The organism is Jeotgalibacillus campisalis, assembly GCF_000829515.1.
Classification (GTDB): domain Bacteria; phylum Bacillota; class Bacilli; order Bacillales; family Jeotgalibacillaceae; genus Jeotgalibacillus; species Jeotgalibacillus campisalis.
In genome coordinates this window covers 341,460-358,479 of record NZ_JXRR01000022.1, presented here as the reverse complement: position 1 = coordinate 358,479, position 17,020 = coordinate 341,460, and the positions used below count along the sequence as shown (strand labels likewise).

Below are 17,020 nucleotides of genomic sequence, written 5' to 3'. Positions count from 1 at the left end.
GTTAAAGTCGAAAGAAAGGGAAAGAACAATTTCCTGGGAAATGTTCGTCTGAATTTGTTGAATGAGCAGAAAGAATGAAGTTTAGGCTATGCTAAAAGGAAGAGAAAAGAACCCAGATAAACGAGGGATGACGATGAGCAAGAAGAGGATTCTGGTTGTGGAAGATGAAGAGAAAATTGCCCGTGTGTTAGAGCTGGAACTTGAATATGAAGGCTATACCGTAATTAAAGCAAGAGACGGACTGGAAGGTCTTCAGAAATTCAGGGAAGAAAAATGGGATTTAATATTGCTTGATATTATGCTGCCAGGAATGAATGGGGTCGATCTGCTGAAGAGAATCCGGCACAGCGGGGATCAGACGCCCATTATCATGCTTACAGCTAAAGATGAAATTGAGGATAAGGTAACAGGACTTGACCTTGGAGCAAATGATTATGTCACGAAGCCTTTTCAATTTGAAGAATTAATGGCGAGAATCCGAGTAGCATTGCGATCCTCTAAAGCGCCGGTAGAGGAACGTGAAGAAGAGGGAATGCAGCTGGCAGATTTAAAATTGAACGAAGCAACGCATGAAGTTTTCCGGGGTAAAGATGCGCTTGGGCTGACGGCAAAGGAATTTGCGCTGCTCGCTTACTTTATGAAAAATCAGCGGCAGGTGCTGAGCCGGGAGCAGCTTTTGGATCATGTATGGGGCTATGACTATTACGGCGACACGAATATCGTTGATGTGTACGTACGTTATGTACGAAATAAAGTCGATAAAGGCTATGACCCGCAGCTGCTTCATACCGTTCGTGGCGTAGGTTACGTGCTGAAGGATCCAAGATGAAGCTGACCAATAAAATACATGTGTTTACAACAGTCCTGTTTATTGTCCTTCTGGTTTTTATAAACGCAGCGATCTATTTTTCGTTCAGCCGCATCATGTATGACAGTGAAATCGAACAAACAAAAGCACAGGCAGAGCAGGTGCAGGCTGGGATCAGTGCCGTTCAAAGTGCCGCAGCCCCTCAGGAACTGCTGCGTGCGTACGTTCCGCCAAGCGGCATGATCAAAATTGTGCTGCAGAATGGCCGGGGGGATGCCACGGTAACAGGTGGAAGCGAACAGCGTCTGGTGGAGGAGGAAACGGAGTTTTTTACAGAGGAGCGGGCAGAGGTTCGTTCCATCGATGACATTCCCCACGCCTTTATTTCCCTTCCCATCGTCTGGACAGAGGGGGAAGTCGCGGCACTTCAGCTGACAGAATCGCTGGAAGCTACGGCAGAAAACTTGAGTGTGCTGAGAATTGTTCTGTTCGTCGTATCGATCGCTGCTGTTGTTCCATTATTTATTTCTGCCCGTATTTTAAGCAAGCTGATCACAAATCCGATTCATTCGCTGATCCGGACTATGAACGACATACGCGGCAGCGGGCGCTTTCAGCAAATTGAACGAACATCCAGGTCGAAAGATGAACTCGACCAAATGACGCAAACATTCAACCAGATGATTGAGCAGCTTGAAACCAATTATGAAAAGCAGGAGCAATTTGTTTCCAATGCTTCTCATGAGTTAAAAACACCGCTGACGATTATCGAATCCTACGCCAGTTTGTTGAAACGACGCGGGAAAAACGATGAGGCGCTTTTTGATGAATCAGTGGAAGCGATTCATTCAGAAGCCTTGAGAATGCGGGATTTAACCCAGCAGCTGCTGCTTTTAGCGAAGCAGGATGAACAGGGAAACCTGACACTTTCAGCGAATGCACTGTCACCGATTCTTGAGGCTGCAGCTTCCTCCTTTGAACGCGCCTATCAGCGGAAAGTGATTCAGCATATTAAACAAGAGCTCGTTGTAACAACAGATCCCCAAAAGCTCAAGCAGCTGCTTTATATTTTGATGGATAATGCACGAAAGTACAGCGAAGAAGAAATCGTAATTGAAGTCGGGCAGTCAGACAGCCTGGCGGAAATTCGAATCAAAGATACCGGCATTGGCATTTCAAATGAACATTTGAAGAAAGTGTTTGACCGTTTTTACCAGGTTGATGAAGCCAGAACGAGCACATCAGGAGGTTATGGACTTGGCCTTTCCCTGGCAAAAGAATTAGCCCGTGTACTTAATGCAGACGTAAGCTTGAGCAGCGAGCAGGGAAAAGGAACAACTGCCACGATACTTCTGCCTATTTCAAATTAAAGTCCGAAGAGAAAGGAGGGGGGAAATGGGATGTACTCATCCATTAAGAAAGTCAGCATTGCGATTGCGTGTGGCGTTCTTCTGCTTAGTATGATCTGGCTTGGTGCAAGGCTTTGGCAGGATGAAAATACGGTTTCTGCTGAAGAGGTTCAGGATAAAGTTGAACAGCAGTATAAGGGTGAAATCACAGCGATTGAACGTGCAGGTGACCGCTATCTTGTTTCCATGACACTTGAAACAGGCTCTTATGAACTTGAAGTGGCGCAAGAAGACGGCACGGTTATTCGAATGGAACGCCTGTCAAAAGGCGCACCTGAAGAAGAGCCGGCCACCTCTGACGATCCGCAGTCTGAATCGGAAGAACAAGAGCCAAATCAACCAATTACGCGCGACCAGGCAGTCGAAATTGCCCTTAAGCAGGTAGAAGGAACGGTCGATGATGTGGATTATGAAAACGATGAAGAAGGTTCATATTTTCTTATAGAAATTGAACGGAGCGATGAGCTAGAAGCCACGGTTCAAGTCAATGCCATTACAGGAGAAATCATGTCCGTCAGCTGGGATGATTAAATTCTCATCAAATTCTCATTTTCCTCTCCATGGTTTCTCATCTTGCGTGTGTAATCTATAACTAGAAACAACAAACACAAGAGGAGGAACTAATCATGAAAAACAAATTACTTATTGGCGGAATTGCAGGAGCAGTCATACTTGGCGGGGGAGCATTTGGCGTGAATGCCTTCGCAGACAGCAGCAATAACTGGAATGAAAGCGATGCTGAGCTGACTCAGGAAGAAGCAGAAACGATCGCAACAGAAGAAGTGGAAGGACTGACGATCACAACAGTTGAGAGAGATGAAGATGACGGACGTTATGTTTATGAGATAGACGGTTCAACGGAGGATGGCAGAGAAGCGGATGTTGAAGTAGATGCAAACTCCGGGGAAATCCTGAAAGTCGGTCGAGATCTTACGGACAGCCAGGATGATCAAGTAAACGAAAATGTGGAGATCACGAAAGAAAAAGCAGAGGAAATCGCTAAAGAAGAAGGCAAAGGCGACATCGTCAAGTTTGAACTCGAAAACGGCCACTATGAAATTGAAATGAGAGACGGAGATGTTGAATACGAAATCGACATCAACGGCCAAACAGGCGAAGTAATGGAATTTGAAATGGAACGTGACGACGAATAATGCTCTTTCATAGCTATCAACAAAAGGACCAAATCGCTAAATGATTTGGTCCTTTTTTTTGAAATGAAAACTTGGTATTTTATGTTAAAATAATGAAATAGGTAAGAACGACAGTTTAAAAGGGGCTGAATTCGTGAAGCTGGGATTAAAAAGGGATGAAGTAAAAGTAGTGGAGTACACGCCTGAATGGAACGATGAGTTTGGTAGAGTGAAAAATGACATCTTGCAGAACGTAAACATGGATAAAAGTCGCATTGAACATATTGGGAGTACGGCAATTAAAGGCATGTCAGCCAAACCCATACTGGATCTAATTGTAGGGGTTGATGATATAGAGAACGTTGAAGATGCGGTTTTCGATGGATTAAAGAAAGCGGGATTTCTGAGGCTGAAAGTCGACAGACCAAAAGAAATCGTACTTGCGAAATTCACTGATAAAACATACGAAGAAAAAACGCATTTTATTCATTTAGTCGACTTTCAACAAGAGCTTTGGAATAATCTGATCTTCTTTCGGGATTATTTAAATTCAAATGAACAAGCAAGAAAGGAATACGCTGAGATTAAATGCGCTTATCTGGAAAACAGGTCAACCGGAATCAATGAGTATACGGAGTACAAAGAAGCATTTGTTAAAAAAATAGTTAATAGAAAGTACTCATAGCGGTAGCTGCTATGACGGTAAAATAAGATTTTATCGATTGTTCAATTGTAACCATAAAGTCTCCTTAAGAATTTAAATTGTGTGAGGGAAGAAATGAAAGATTATTTAAATGAAGTCCGATCACCAATAAAAATATCGATAGCTAGAAGAATCATCTATTCCGCTTTACTAATAGTCGCAGGAATGAGTATGGGTATAGTTTCAAAGATGCTTGATGAAAAGGCCAGTAACTCATTCCCTTTTATCCTTGAAGTATTGGATTTAGGAAACTTCTTTTCACGTATGGGAGTTTGGATTTTTCTTGCAGTGCTTCTTTGTGTGTATAGCAAATCACCTGTCAGGTCTGCTTTTAATGTTTTCTTATTTTTTGCAGCGATGGTAGGTAGTTATTATCTATACACTGTTTTGGCTGCTGGTTTCTTTCCTCAATCCTACATGATGATTTGGATTAGTATGACTGTTATCTCCCCGTTTTTGGCATTTATATGTTGGTATGCGAAAGGGAAAGGGATTCTAGCTATTTTTATTTCATCCTTACTAATTCTGTTTATGTCAAGACAGGCTTTTGTAGTTGGATTTTGGTATTTTGACATCAGATACATATTGGAATTTCTATTATGGATAGCGACAATTTTTGTTTTATATCAATCACCAAAACAAATAATCAAAGTTGTCTTCATAGGGTTGCTCTTATACTTTCTTACAGCTCAAACTAATTTGATCTGGGGAATGCTGTAATAGCAATTTTTGCAACTATCAAGGATTGTTAAAGGTTGTACTAACGTGAAGCAAGAGAGGGTTGAACATAGTGATAATAAGTTTGTGAATTGAATCCATAAAAATAGAGGTTATTATAATTCGATTTCATTCTGATGACAGTAACCACCTCTATTGATTATTATGGTAGGCTTATTTCTACATTGTTCAACTATACCCAATCTTTTCATAGCGAAGGACGTGGAAAATAACATGGTAAAAAATAGATGGCTGCTGATTACAGCTTTCTTTATTCTGCTTCTTGGAGCCTGTTCTGAACAGACTTCCAAGAAGGAGGAAGAAGCTGCGGAAAAAGAAGAAACGCAAGAAGTGGAGAAGAAGCCGGAGCCAGAGCCAGAGCCAGAGCCTCCATACAAGGCATTAGCCCCTTCTGAAGACGCTGTTCCGTTACAGGAGAGTTTAACTGAGGAGGAGCTCGAAAGTATGCCGGATCAACAGATGGCGCTCGGCGGTGACCCTGCCCGTTCTGTTCCTGTTGGTGTAACACTGGCGAAGGATATAGAGGATCAGACAGACGGACCGCTTAAGGATCACCGGCTCGTGGCTTATTACGGCACTCCTCAATCTGAAAATATGGGGATTCTCGGGACACTTGAGCCTGAGGAGTTTATGAAGCAGCTGAAAGAACAGGCACAGGCATACTCGGATGCAGATCCGGACAGGCCGGCGATTCCAACAATCGAACTGATTACAACGATGGCCCAACGCGATCCAGGCCCAGATGGAACGTATGTCAGCAAGCTTCCCGATGAAAAAATCGAGGAGTATGTAAAGCTTGCAGAGAAGCACGATGCAATTGTTCTTCTTGATATTCAGCTTGGGACAGATACAGTGATGAACCAAGTAAAGAGCATTGAGAAATGGCTCAAGCACCCGAACGTCCACCTGGCAATCGATACCGAATTCCATGTTGGTGAAGGCGAAGTACCTGGTGAAGACCTCGGCCAGGTCGATGGACAAGAAATTCAGGAAGCTGTTGAATACCTTACCCAACTGACTGAGGAAAACAACCTGCCCGATAAGTTCTTACTTGTCCATCAGTTCACAGATCATGTGCTGACGAATAAAGAAACCATTCAGCCAACAGACAATGTCCAAGTCGCGCTTAACTTTGATGGCTGGGGAAATTCCACCGATAAAATGGCACTATATAAAAAATATGTACGCGATCAGCCTTTCCAGTATGGCGGCTTTAAAATCTTCTATGATAAAGACGAGCCTGTCATCACGCCGGAAGAAGTTGTAAAGCTCGACCCAAGTCCAGCGATCGTAAATTATCAATAAAAATACGCCTGTTCCTTGTTTGAGGGACGGGCGTTTTTTCCATTCAAAGCAAGGGTTACGGCTGATAAAATATGTTTTAAAGATCCTCTATATGGTAAAATAAGGACAGAAACGAAAACTGAAAGGATGATATACATGACAACGATCGGACTAATCAGACATGGAGTAACAGAATGGAACAGATCAGGAAGGGCTCAGGGACATACCGATATTCCGCTGAGTGAAGAAGGGATAGAACAAGCACGCCGAGTTGCAGAAAGAATTGCCTCAGAAGACGAAACATGGGACCTCATCATTTCAAGTGACCTATCACGCGCTAGACAAACAGCTGAAGCCATTGCGAAAGAATTAGGGCTGCAAAAACCTATTCAAGATGACCGAATCAGAGAAATGCATCTTGGCGAAATTGAAGGACTGACAATTGAAGATCGGGTAACGAGATGGGGAGACAATTGGCGGGAGCAGGAGCTTGGCATTGAAACAAAGGATACCGTAGCGCAGCGCGGAGCCGCTTTTATAGAAGAAATTCTAACCCAGCACAAAGGAAAAAAGATTCTCATCGTCAGCCACGGCGGACTGATCGGCTTGACGTTAAAGCATCTGCTTCCTGAACAATTTACCGAAACGCTATTGGAAAATACTTCCTTAACCATATTAAAGCACGATGAAACAAAATGGGATTGTTCCCTATTTAACTGTTCGAAGCATCTAGTTTAAAAGGGGAGCAAAGTAAAAGTCTTTTAAATCAGATCTATGCCGCCCTGATTAACGAGATTTACCTGCATAACGAAAAGCTCAGAACATGAAGGCCTGAGCTTTTTCACACTGATTTGATTTAAACCCAATGATTTCTTTCTCAGTTGCTGTTCTTTTTAATCAGTTTAAACTGCCTTCCTTGTCCGGTTGTGTCAAAGTTTCTGACAGTGGAGCCGGAAGCGAAAGGAATCAGGCGTTCGTTCCGAATGAAGTCAGGCGGCTCTTGCTGGCCAAATGATTTGTATTTAATATGCACTCTTTCCTGAATGACCGCTTTCTCAGAAGGCTGCTTCATACCGGCAATCCAGGTATCAAAATTATACGTGCCTCGTTCAATAATCCCGCAAAGGTCTTCAAGCGACTGTGTCAGATCCACCAGACAATCCATCCCGTTTTTTAAAATGACGCCTCTTTTTTTCGCCTTTTCAATCGAGTGTTTTAGCTTATAAGCCTCCTCCTGGTATGTGAATTCAATAAAGCAGCTGTTACGATCCCAGTTGAAATTAAAATAATCAATCTTCAAGCGCTTCATTACTTTCGTTAGTCTTTTCTCACATATGCCTTGTTCCTTATATGGCATCCAGTTGAACATCACGCTCGCCTCACTTTATCTGGTTTAGAATAAATGCAAATTCTCTTATACTAGCAATTCGACACAGCCTGCTGAATCCCTGTAAAATCGTAAAACAAATCTCTAAAAATCGTTCAACAAATTCTGCAAGTATTCGACTTCTGGCGATATAGATTTAAACGAAGGGCAGGTTAGGACTAAAAGTCAGTGATTGTGGTATTTAATAAGTAGGAAGTTAATTTTCAATGAACGGAGGATAACCAATGATTAAAAAAATTAAGAAGCTGATGAGTGACCCTAAGGTACAAAGAACAGTGAAAGAAAAAGTTGTGCCGATGGTGAAAAAAGAAATGGCGAAAAGAAAAGCGAATAAAAACGTAAGATAGATGAGGATAACAGGGGCTGCTGAAATTAGGTCCTTATTAAATCATTAAAAGCAGACCGGGTTCATTTTCGCTTCAGTCGGACACTTTCCGAGGGGCGGAGGTGAGCCTCTTTGAATTAAAGCATAACCTCCTCGTGTTTTTTGGCTTCGTACTTATAGCGGTCTTAAACTTTATTCTAATAAAACGAATGTGATACGGCGCAATAAAGACAAAAAAGTTAATAAGTTTCTACAGAAATCTCTTCCCTATCCGGCAAACCGTGTAGGTTTTTTTACATTCAGTTGGGGCCAGTTTCCGGAGGGTGGTTTGATCACGTACATTTCTCCGTGCAGGCTATAAAACTATATGGTTTTTAGTTGTAAAAATCCCCGTACAGGTTCTTAAAATGAGTTCACCAAAAACTAGTGGTATTTTACAGAATCACTTTCCTTTTTTGCCCAAAATCCAAATTTACTAAATCTTAATCTATCCTCTCATGTAAAACAACGTTCGTACCGTATACTAGGCTGACAGCATGAGATCCTCAGTATGGGTAAAGGGAGTTTTAATTGATGAATGGGCTAGCGGATTTTTATCATTATTTAAAATATTTAAAAGAGAATAGAAGCCACTTCTTTGAGGAAAGCAAAAAAGATGGAGAGCTTCGTGAGCTTATGCAGAAAGAGAAGATGACAACTTTTTTTCAGCCGATCATTTCACTCACAGAATGTGGTACCATTGGATTTGAAATTTTAAATCGTCCTAATAGCACAAAAATTTTTCCAACAACGGATTCCTTTTACGATCATGTAGGAAAAAGCAGAAAGGTTTTTGCTTTTGAAAGCTTTCTTCGCAATCTATCACTAGAGCGATATGAGTCAGAACTGAAGCAGTCGGATGCTTATGACGGAGGATTAATTTTTTTGAATATCCAGCCGCAAATTCTTGAGGATCCTTCTTATCGAAGCGGTCATACACTTGATTTGCTCAATAAATATAATTTGTCGCCCGATCAGATTGTACTTGAGCTGACGGAAAAAGAGACCGTGGCCGATTACGGGCAGTTTGTACGGACAATTGAAAATTATCGCCAGCAGGGCTTTCGTATTGCAGTAGACGATGCGGGAACCGGCTACAATAGCTTAAAAACGATTTTGTACTTAAAACCGGAGTTTTTAAAACTCGATAAAGCATTAATCCGCAACATACACATTAATCCGGCTCAACAGAACTTGGTTGATCTGTTAGTGAATTTTGCCCAGCAATCCAATACAGCAGTGATCGCGGAAGGAATTGAAATTCTACCGGAGCTCCTTTATTTACAAAAATCCGGCGTTCATCTCGGGCAGGGATATGCTCTGGGGAGGCCTGAGCAAAGCCTCAAACCGGGGATTTTGCCGACATTACCGACGAAGCTGCAAGAGAGTCCGATAATGGCACTTGGATAAAAAACGAAATGATTTCCTTATGAAAGAGGGATAAATAGATGATGGCGTATATCGGGGAAATTGCCAAAGGAATCAGCTGTATGAAAGACTGCACGGTCTGCAGTGAAGTAGATGATCTTTTTCAGCAGGAACCTGGCTTACAGGGTATTGTCATTATGGATCCAGACAAACCGCCTGCTTTAATAACCCGGACAAAGTTTTATCAGAAAATGGGAACACGCTACGGCTACAATCTCTATGAGAATCGGCCAATCGGTTTGCTGGCAAATTCCTCTCCGCTTATTGTGGATTTTTTTGCATCTGTCATTGAAGTCAGCAAATGGGCGATGGAACGGCCCGATGATGAAGTGTATGACGATGTCGTCGTGAAAAAAGACGGAAACGTTTATGGAGCCGTCAGTATTAAAAAGCTCCTTACAACTGTGGCGGATATTCAAACAGAGCTTGCCAGCTACTTAAATCCCCTCACCCGGCTGCCTGGTAATACGATGATTGATGAACATCTTACGTCCGCCTTTGAGCAGCAAAAACCCTTCACTCTTTTGTACATTGATTTAGATCGCTTTAAAGCATATAACGATTCATACGGATTTAAAAAAGGAGATGACCTTCTTCGAGAAACCGCCACGATCCTTCGCAGCTGCTTCGACCGTTCAGACAGCTTTCTTGGGCATATTGGTGGCGATGATTTTATCGTCATCATTCCCGGTATGGAATACGAATCTTCCTGCAGCGCCATCATTCAGCAATTTGACGATTGTCTTCGTTCCTTCTACACAAAAGAACACTTTCAACAGCGCTTCATTTACACAGAAAATCGCTCAGGACAGCTTGAAGAAATGGCGCTGGTAGCCATTTCGATCGCAGCTGTAACACAACACAACGGATTGTTTGGCAGTGTAGAAGAACTTGTAAACGAAGCCACCCGCCTGAAAAAGATCTGCAAAAAAAGGAGTGAAAGCTGTTTTTACACAGAGCCTTATATGGTTGTGTAAAAGAGCGTTTACAGCCTGCGGCAAATACCCCATACTTAATAAATTTCGGACTTTGACAACCCAGGTATTTCGTTATAAAATATTGGAAATAATTGAAGTAGTTCGATGACGAGAAGAGTAAGCTGTGCCCCCTGACCCAAAGAGAGTCGCGAAAAGCTGAGAAGCGATGGCAGGAATCAGTTGAAAATCATCTCTGAGACGTTTTCCTGAAAACAAGAAGTAGGGAAAACCGGTTGACGGCCGTTATCCGATTTTAACCGAGTGCTATGTGATTTTCACATGGAATATGGGTGGTACCGCGGATCCAATCCGTCCCTGTTTTAACCAAGCAGGGACGGATTTTTTTATGCAAAAAAGTCTCTGCTGCTGAGTGCACGACAAAATTGAATGGTTGAGGTGGAAGCAATGCGCAGTGTCAATACAAAAGAATCAGCGGTCGATCGGGAAAACCGCGTGAAAGACTATTGGAACCAAAATCAGATTTTCAATCGCTCGATGAATGAACGGGAAGGCGAGGAAACCTTTGTTTTTTATGAAGGACCGCCAACCGCAAATGGTCTTCCGCACGCAGGACATGTTCTTGGCCGCGTTATTAAGGACTTTGTTGCCCGCTACAAAACGATGCAGGGCTATCAGGTGCTGCGAAAAGGCGGCTGGGATACGCATGGTCTGCCTGTCGAACTTGAAGTGGAAAAGCAGCTTGGCATTTCCGGCAAGCAGGAAATTGAAAACTTCGGTGTGGAAAAGTTCATCGAAGAGTGCAAGAAAAGTGTCTTTAATTACGAAAAGCAATGGCGTGAATTTACAGAAGCGATCGGCTATTGGCTCGATATGGATGATCCATATGTCACTCTGCAAAACCGCTACATCGAAAGTGTCTGGTACATCTTAAGCAATCTGCACGGCCGCGATCTTTTGACAAAAGGTCACCGCGTTTCACCTTATTGCCCGAGCTGCCAGACAACACTGAGCTCGCATGAAGTAGCACAAGGCTATGAAACAGTGAAGGATCTATCCGCCACAGCCAAATTTAAAGTCAAAGGGACAGACAATGAATTTTTCCTTGGCTGGACGACGACTCCGTGGACGCTGCCGGCAAATGTTACATTAGCCGTCCATCCGGAACTGACATATGTGAAAGCGAAAAAAGACGGAGAAATCTTCATCGTTGCAGAAGCATTGGCCGAAAAAAACCTTGGTGAAGGATTCGAGATACTTTCTTCTCATAAAGGAAGCGAGTTAAAGGGGCTGGACTATCACGCGCCATTTCCTTTTGTAAAACCAGAAAAGGGACATTTTGTTGTCACCGCCGATTTCGTGAACGCAGATAGCGGAACAGGAATCGTTCATATCGCTCCGGCTTATGGGGAAGATGATTACAATTTAGTTAAAGAAGCCGATCTTTCCTTCTTTAATGTAGTCGATTCACAAGGACGCTACACAGAAGACATTCCGCCATTTGCAGGACGCTTTGTTAAAGACTGCGACGTAGATATCGTCAAGTATCTGGCAAATGAAGGGCTGCTGTTTCATAAAGAAAAATACGAACACAGCTACCCGCATTGCTGGCGCTGCGATTCCCCGCTGCTTTACTATGCAATCGAAAGCTGGTTTATTAAAACAACACAGCTGAAGGATCAGTTTTTAGAAAACAATCAACAGGTGGAATGGCATCCTGCTCATATTAAAGACGGGCGCTTTGGAAACTTCCTTGAAAACATGGTGGACTGGAACATCGGACGGAACCGCTACTGGGGCACGCCGCTTCCGATTTGGATCTGTGATACATGCGACCATCAATATGCACCAAACAGCCAGGCTGATCTTCAGGAAAAAGCAATTGGCGACATTGGAGAGGTTGAGCTTCATAAGCCATACGTGGACCGCGTTCAGCTTACATGTGAAAAATGTGCGGGCACGATGAACCGTGTTCCGGAAGTGATTGATGTCTGGTTTGACAGCGGTTCGATGCCGTTTGCCCAGCAGCACTATCCATTTGAAAACAAAGAGCAATTTGAAAAACAGTTTCCTGCAGACGTGATTTGTGAAGGAATTGATCAGACACGCGGCTGGTTTTACAGTCTGCTTGCCGTTTCCACACTTTTCACTGGCAAAGTTCCATATAAACGCGTACTTTCCACCGGTCATATTTTAGATGAAGAAGGCCGTAAAATGTCCAAAAGTAAAGGCAATGCCTTGAATCCAATGGACCTTGTCAATCAATTTGGCGCAGACGCGTTTCGCTGGGCACTTTTAGCTGACAGTGCGCCGTGGAACAATAAACGCTTCTCAGAACGTGTCGTAATGGAAGCAAAATCGAAAGTCATTGATACCCTGGTGAACACTCACAGCTTCTACACGCTTTATGCCAACATCGACAGCTATCAGTTTAATGAAGCAGACACAGGTGAAAAAACGCTGCTTGACCGCTGGGTAATTTCCCGTCTGAACGCTGTAGCAGTGGTTGTGAAAGAGTCGCTCGATCAATACGATTTCACGAAAGCAGCAAAAGAACTAGAAGCGTATATTGAAGAAGTCAGCAACTGGTACATCCGCCGTTCACGTGACCGTTTTTGGAAGGAAGGCATGAATGAATCGAAAAAAGCAGCCTACCACACCCTTCACACAGTGCTTGTGAAAGGGAGTCAGCTGCTCGCGCCATTTGTGCCGTTTGTGGCAGACGATATCCATGTGAACCTGACTGGCGAAAGTGTCCACCTGGCTCTGTTCCCGGCAAGCAATCCAGGCGACCGTGATGAAGAGCTGGAACAGGACATGGCGGCGGTGCTTCAAGTCGTTGAACTCGCCCGCGGTGTGCGAAATGCAGAAGCGATTAAAACAAAACAGCCTTTGTCGCAGCTGACAGTCATCCCGGTCAATCCGGAGCAAGGCAAAGCGCTTGAAAAATACAGTGACATTATCAAGGATGAGCTAAACGTCAAGCAGCTCACAGTAAAACAATCCTCCGATGATCTCGTCCGCTGGGAAATCAAGCTGAACTTCCGCGCAGCAGGACCGGTTCTCGGAAAAAATGTCAGCAAAGTAAAAGCCTATCTTGAAAGCCTGACCGATTCGGAGGCTGCCAACGTGATAGAAGAAGGGAAAGCTGTCGTCCCAATAGAAGGCGAAGATATTGATGTCCCAATGGACCTGCTTCAGCCAGAACGCATCGCAGACCCTGGACTTTCGATGGGCGCAAGCAAAGACTTCCATGTCATGCTGGATACCGTGATCACCGAGGAACTGAGATTAGAAGGACTTGCCCGTGAACTCATTCGCGCCATTCAGGACGAACGAAAAACACAGGACCTCCCAATCGATCTTCGCGTCCACATCACACTGAGCGGAGACGAAGAACTGACGAAAGCCATTCGTCAAAATGAAGAACTCATCCGCCAAAACGTTCTTGTGAAAACACTGACGATTGGTAAGGCAGAAGACATGAAGGACTTTGAGATTGGGGAGCATCGAGGGAAGTTGGTTATAGTGAAATAGAAGAAGGAGGCCTGAGCAGGAGAATAGCTGCTCAGGTTTTTTAATGGCTACAATAAATTAAAAAAGTTTATTATTTATTGACTTAAAATTTACAAAAACAGTACGCTGAATTTAGATCGAAATTACTTAATGATAGTTAAATGATAGATCAAAAATAATTGATGATAGGAGTGGTTCAGTTGGAACACGAAGTAGTAAGAATGAAGAGAGAAGAAATAAAAAGAGGCATTACCTATCACCGAAAATGCATTACAGCAAAGAAAAGTCGCCTGCCGATGCTAAATATGAGCGGTTTCTCGCCTTCTATCTTCAAAAAGAACAAAGGTCCTGTGTGCTGCGGCTGTTATTAATCAGTGGCCTTAAGCCTTTCACAGCTTTTTTTAATTCCTTCCTTGCATTTCAAATATATTTTTGAAATGATTGGAAAAGGAAGGAGTTGGGAAAGTGAATGACTACATAGCAGCAATGAGAAAGGTCATTGGCCACGAAATGCTGTTGACGGTGGGTTGCGGGGCAATCATTGAAGACGAACACGGGCGTGCTTTATTCCAAAAACGAACAGACCATGAACAATGGGGGATTCCAGGCGGCTTGTTGGAGATTGGTGAGAAGGTGGAAGACGCGTTAATCCGTGAGGTGCGGGAAGAGACAGGGCTGGAGATCAGAAATGTCTCCCTGTTTGGAATCTATTCTGGTGAAAAAGGCTTTGCTCAATATGAAAATGGAGACAAGGTGTTCAGTATTCAACTCGTTTTTCGTACAACCCAATACGACGGGGTTCTTCAGACGAGCGCTGAAGGAAGTGAACTCAGTTTCAGACATAAGAACAATATCCCACAGGAGGTTAATCCGCATCAATTGCCATTTATTGAAGATTGGGCAGCGGGAGTTCAGACGCCTGTTATTAAATAAAAAAGGAGACATGGATGAAAAAAATCATATGGAAAAATCTTGAGACAAAATGCAGGGAGGAAGCGTATCTGACTCAGACAGACACAGCTATTAGATTTAAAAGCACTGTGTATGGATCAGAGGATTCTTCTCCTATCACGTATGATCTCCAACTGGATCGACACTGGGAAACCAAGAGGGTTGAGATTAACAATGGAGAAAAAACGCTTACTCTTTCCTCAAATGGAAGAGGAAGCTGGCTGAAAGACGGGGAGTCGCTGGAAGACATGAAGGGAGCAGTGGACATAGATATTTCCGCAACGCCGTTTTCAAACTCTCTCCCGATCAACCGGTTTTTCTGGGAGGCTGGGCAAAAAAGAAAGCTTGAGGTTTTATACATAGAGATGCCTGCACTTACCTGTGAAAAAGTGGAGCAGATGTATACCTTTACAGGAGAACAAGGAGGGAAACGGTCTTTCCTGTACCAATGCCGAGACTATGAAACAACGATTTTTGTTGACCAAGATGGGCTGGTTGTGGAGTATCCGGAAGCGTTTAAACGCATTTGAGAAATTCCAGAGCTGTATCAGCCACTCTGAAATGAAAGAATACGCAGATTAACCAATAACACCCTGACCCTTTAAGGCAAGCAGAAAAACCTTTCCAATTGTTCCAAGCGCCTCTTCATCCACATCAAATTTCGGTTGATAGTGCAGGAAGCTAGAATTTAGTTCTTCAATTCGTCCGCCTACAAAGAAGAAGGTGCCGGGGGAAAGGCTGTAAGACGAATGTTATATAGAATTTATAAAGTAGGAGGGATTATGTCGAAGTGGCAGCTACTAAAAAGAAACAAGGGGTTTTTGGAAACGCATCGAAAAAAAGTAGAATGATATTAGGGATTCTACTGGTTCTGACTGCGATAACGATGAATGCGCTCCGTATTTTTAATCAAACGGTTAGTGAATTCCGTGAAGATCAAACGTTAGCTTATGCCCTCATCCATTTAGCCTGTTATGGAATTACATACGCAATATGGAGAATCTTTTTCTACAGAATTTAAAAGGTTTTTGTAAGAGCCTGGATACCCAAGCTCTTTTTTTGTGCTGTTACGATTAGCAGACTAATCTCTCAACCCCATCAATTTCCCCGTCACTCCACTACTCGAAAGCTCTCCCAACAGCGCTGTTAACTCTTCAAGTGAAGGTGGGTTTTCCTGGTTATACCAATAGCTCAAAATCCCAATCATCGAAGACAAGGCATATTCCAATGTGTAATCGAGCTCAAAGCCGTCTTTTGCTCCCTGTGCAATAAGAACTTCTTTCACCATGGGCTTCATGCTGGCTTTGATTCTCCGTTGAAATGTGGGATCGCCGTGATCTAATTTTATCCTATATCGGGATTATCATGAGTGTGTCCTTTGTAGCGAATATGCTTTCAAGCAGGAGTGACAGTCTTTCAATCCTTGAACATGCAACGATCATCACGCTCTTTGATTCGGAGGCAATGATTCAAGAGGGAAACTATGGTGTTCAATTATTCATGCTGGGAGGAATAGCCGCAACGCTTTATCTCATGGGGGTAATGGTCTTTAGGCGGAAGGATCTCCCGTTATAAAACTGATGTGTTTCTAACCTAAGTAATAGATGAAAAGGAAAGCTGTATGAAATAATAGGTATCTTGTACCAAATCTAGTTCTATATGGTAGGATGAGTTTAACAGGATCGTACTAAATGCGTAATACGTACGAGAGAAAACGTGAACGAGACGCAGTAAATTTTCTAATAATAGGATCTGAAAGGGTGATGTTCTTCGTTCGAATTTCGATTGGGAATTTTTATGAATAACTGCCAACGATTGATTAACAGGGAAGTGTAAGATCAACTTGTGAAAGGGTGCAAATAATGGAAGAATCACAAAGGGAGTTACGAGAAATTAAGAAGTTAAAAAAGAAACGACTAGTACAGTACAATCTTGCTATGCTGCTGATTGTTGTGCTGGTCGGTTATTTTGACATAAACGTATTTTCGCCGTTTATTACTGTAATAATTTTTGGTTTGATGGTGATATACGTAGCCATTTCAATATACACCCTGGTGACAGGAAGGGTTTTCGGGACAAAAACAAGTAAACGTTTAGTGGAATTTGACAAAAGACACTGGGGAAAGAAACGTTGGAAGCGAAATAGATTAGCGCAGATTCTCATCTTCAGTGTACTAGGTGTAATTATATCCGTTTTTTTCTTCAGTACAGATTTTAACCATGAAAGATATGACTCTCCTATTAGTCCGGGTCCGTTTATTGGAGCTTGGATAGGTGTTAATATAGGGATGATTTTACAGATAAATAAAATTAGAGTGCCTGAAAAATGAATACAAACGTTTCTAAACTAAGGAATAATTTATA

At 42.8% G+C, this 17,020-nt stretch carries 18 protein-coding genes and 1 other annotated feature; of the genes, 16 read left to right on the top strand and 2 right to left on the bottom strand.

The features are described 5' to 3' along the window. Nucleotides 1-133: 133 nt before the first annotated feature. The 8 genes from KR50_RS17605 (at nucleotide 134) to KR50_RS17570 (ending at nucleotide 6,813) form a co-directional block, all read left to right on the top strand. Nucleotides 134-829, top strand: coding sequence for a response regulator transcription factor (locus KR50_RS17605; protein ID WP_041061881.1), 696 nt, complete (start codon nucleotides 134-136; stop codon nucleotides 827-829). Further along, nucleotides 826-2,178 carry a sensor histidine kinase gene (locus KR50_RS17600; protein ID WP_041061670.1) on the top strand — a complete coding sequence of 451 codons (1,353 nt, stop codon included), beginning with the start codon at nucleotides 826-828 and terminating at the stop codon, nucleotides 2,176-2,178. Before KR50_RS17605 ends, KR50_RS17600 begins: the two co-directional genes overlap by 4 nt. A gap of 30 nt (nucleotides 2,179-2,208) precedes the next feature. Further along, nucleotides 2,209-2,748, top strand: a complete 540-nt coding sequence (locus tag KR50_RS18110; RefSeq protein ID WP_052477199.1) for a PepSY domain-containing protein — start codon at nucleotides 2,209-2,211, stop codon at nucleotides 2,746-2,748. Between the two features lie 95 nt (nucleotides 2,749-2,843). After that, on the top strand, nucleotides 2,844-3,371 hold the full coding sequence (locus tag KR50_RS17590; RefSeq protein ID WP_041061669.1) for a PepSY domain-containing protein: 528 nt from the start codon (nucleotides 2,844-2,846) through the stop codon (nucleotides 3,369-3,371). A gap of 133 nt (nucleotides 3,372-3,504) precedes the next feature. Continuing rightward, entirely contained in the window at nucleotides 3,505-4,035 is a 531-nt protein-coding gene (locus KR50_RS17585; RefSeq protein ID WP_041061668.1) for a GrpB family protein, read from the top strand. A gap of 93 nt (nucleotides 4,036-4,128) precedes the next feature. Then, nucleotides 4,129-4,773, top strand: coding sequence for a hypothetical protein (locus KR50_RS17580; RefSeq protein WP_052477198.1), 645 nt, complete (start codon nucleotides 4,129-4,131; stop codon nucleotides 4,771-4,773). A gap of 231 nt (nucleotides 4,774-5,004) precedes the next feature. Further along, the gene (locus tag KR50_RS17575; RefSeq protein ID WP_041061667.1) at nucleotides 5,005-6,096 is read left to right on the top strand and encodes a hypothetical protein; all 1,092 of its coding nucleotides are present in this window, start codon (nucleotides 5,005-5,007) and stop codon (nucleotides 6,094-6,096) included. 135 nt (nucleotides 6,097-6,231) lie between these two features. Further along, nucleotides 6,232-6,813: a histidine phosphatase family protein gene (locus tag KR50_RS17570; RefSeq protein ID WP_041061666.1), complete on the top strand. Its 582-nt coding sequence runs from the start codon at nucleotides 6,232-6,234 to the stop codon at nucleotides 6,811-6,813. Between the two features lie 139 nt (nucleotides 6,814-6,952). Here KR50_RS17570 and KR50_RS17565 read toward each other — a convergent pair whose 3' ends face one another. Continuing rightward, the gene (locus KR50_RS17565; RefSeq protein ID WP_041061664.1) at nucleotides 6,953-7,444 is read right to left on the bottom strand and encodes a hypothetical protein; all 492 of its coding nucleotides are present in this window, start codon (nucleotides 7,442-7,444) and stop codon (nucleotides 6,953-6,955) included. 242 nt (nucleotides 7,445-7,686) lie between these two features. Between KR50_RS17565 and KR50_RS18845 the strand changes: the two genes are divergently transcribed. The 7 genes from KR50_RS18845 (at nucleotide 7,687) to KR50_RS17535 (ending at nucleotide 15,677) form a co-directional block, all read left to right on the top strand. Continuing rightward, nucleotides 7,687-7,809, top strand: coding sequence for a hypothetical protein (locus tag KR50_RS18845; RefSeq protein WP_269746114.1), 123 nt, complete (start codon nucleotides 7,687-7,689; stop codon nucleotides 7,807-7,809). A gap of 551 nt (nucleotides 7,810-8,360) precedes the next feature. Further along, nucleotides 8,361-9,236, top strand: coding sequence for an EAL domain-containing protein (locus KR50_RS17560; RefSeq protein ID WP_041061663.1), 876 nt, complete (start codon nucleotides 8,361-8,363; stop codon nucleotides 9,234-9,236). Between the two features lie 38 nt (nucleotides 9,237-9,274). Beyond that, the gene (locus KR50_RS17555) at nucleotides 9,275-10,231 is read left to right on the top strand and encodes a GGDEF domain-containing protein (RefSeq protein WP_041061662.1); all 957 of its coding nucleotides are present in this window, start codon (nucleotides 9,275-9,277) and stop codon (nucleotides 10,229-10,231) included. Between the two features lie 96 nt (nucleotides 10,232-10,327). Continuing rightward, nucleotides 10,328-10,551 (top strand) — a binding site (T-box leader). Between the two features lie 85 nt (nucleotides 10,552-10,636). Continuing rightward, nucleotides 10,637-13,726, top strand: a complete 3,090-nt coding sequence (gene ileS, locus KR50_RS17550; RefSeq protein ID WP_041061660.1) for an isoleucine--tRNA ligase — start codon at nucleotides 10,637-10,639, stop codon at nucleotides 13,724-13,726. A 444-nt stretch (nucleotides 13,727-14,170) separates the two neighbouring features. After that, nucleotides 14,171-14,638 carry an NUDIX hydrolase gene (locus KR50_RS17545; RefSeq protein WP_041061658.1) on the top strand — a complete coding sequence of 156 codons (468 nt, stop codon included), beginning with the start codon at nucleotides 14,171-14,173 and terminating at the stop codon, nucleotides 14,636-14,638. 14 nt (nucleotides 14,639-14,652) lie between these two features. Further along, nucleotides 14,653-15,186, top strand: a complete 534-nt coding sequence (locus tag KR50_RS17540; RefSeq protein WP_041061655.1) for a putative glycolipid-binding domain-containing protein — start codon at nucleotides 14,653-14,655, stop codon at nucleotides 15,184-15,186. Nucleotides 15,187-15,446: 260 nt separating this feature from the next. Beyond that, nucleotides 15,447-15,677, top strand: coding sequence for a hypothetical protein (locus KR50_RS17535; RefSeq protein WP_041061653.1), 231 nt, complete (start codon nucleotides 15,447-15,449; stop codon nucleotides 15,675-15,677). Between the two features lie 60 nt (nucleotides 15,678-15,737). Here KR50_RS17535 and KR50_RS17530 read toward each other — a convergent pair whose 3' ends face one another. Beyond that, nucleotides 15,738-16,004 carry a TetR-like C-terminal domain-containing protein gene (locus tag KR50_RS17530; RefSeq protein WP_269746119.1) on the bottom strand — a complete coding sequence of 89 codons (267 nt, stop codon included), beginning with the start codon at nucleotides 16,002-16,004 and terminating at the stop codon, nucleotides 15,738-15,740. Between the two features lie 514 nt (nucleotides 16,005-16,518). On the opposite strand from KR50_RS17530, the gene KR50_RS17520 reads away from it, so the two are divergent. Further along, nucleotides 16,519-16,986 carry a hypothetical protein gene (locus KR50_RS17520; RefSeq protein WP_041061649.1) on the top strand — a complete coding sequence of 156 codons (468 nt, stop codon included), beginning with the start codon at nucleotides 16,519-16,521 and terminating at the stop codon, nucleotides 16,984-16,986. Nucleotides 16,987-17,020: the final 34 nt, after the last annotated feature.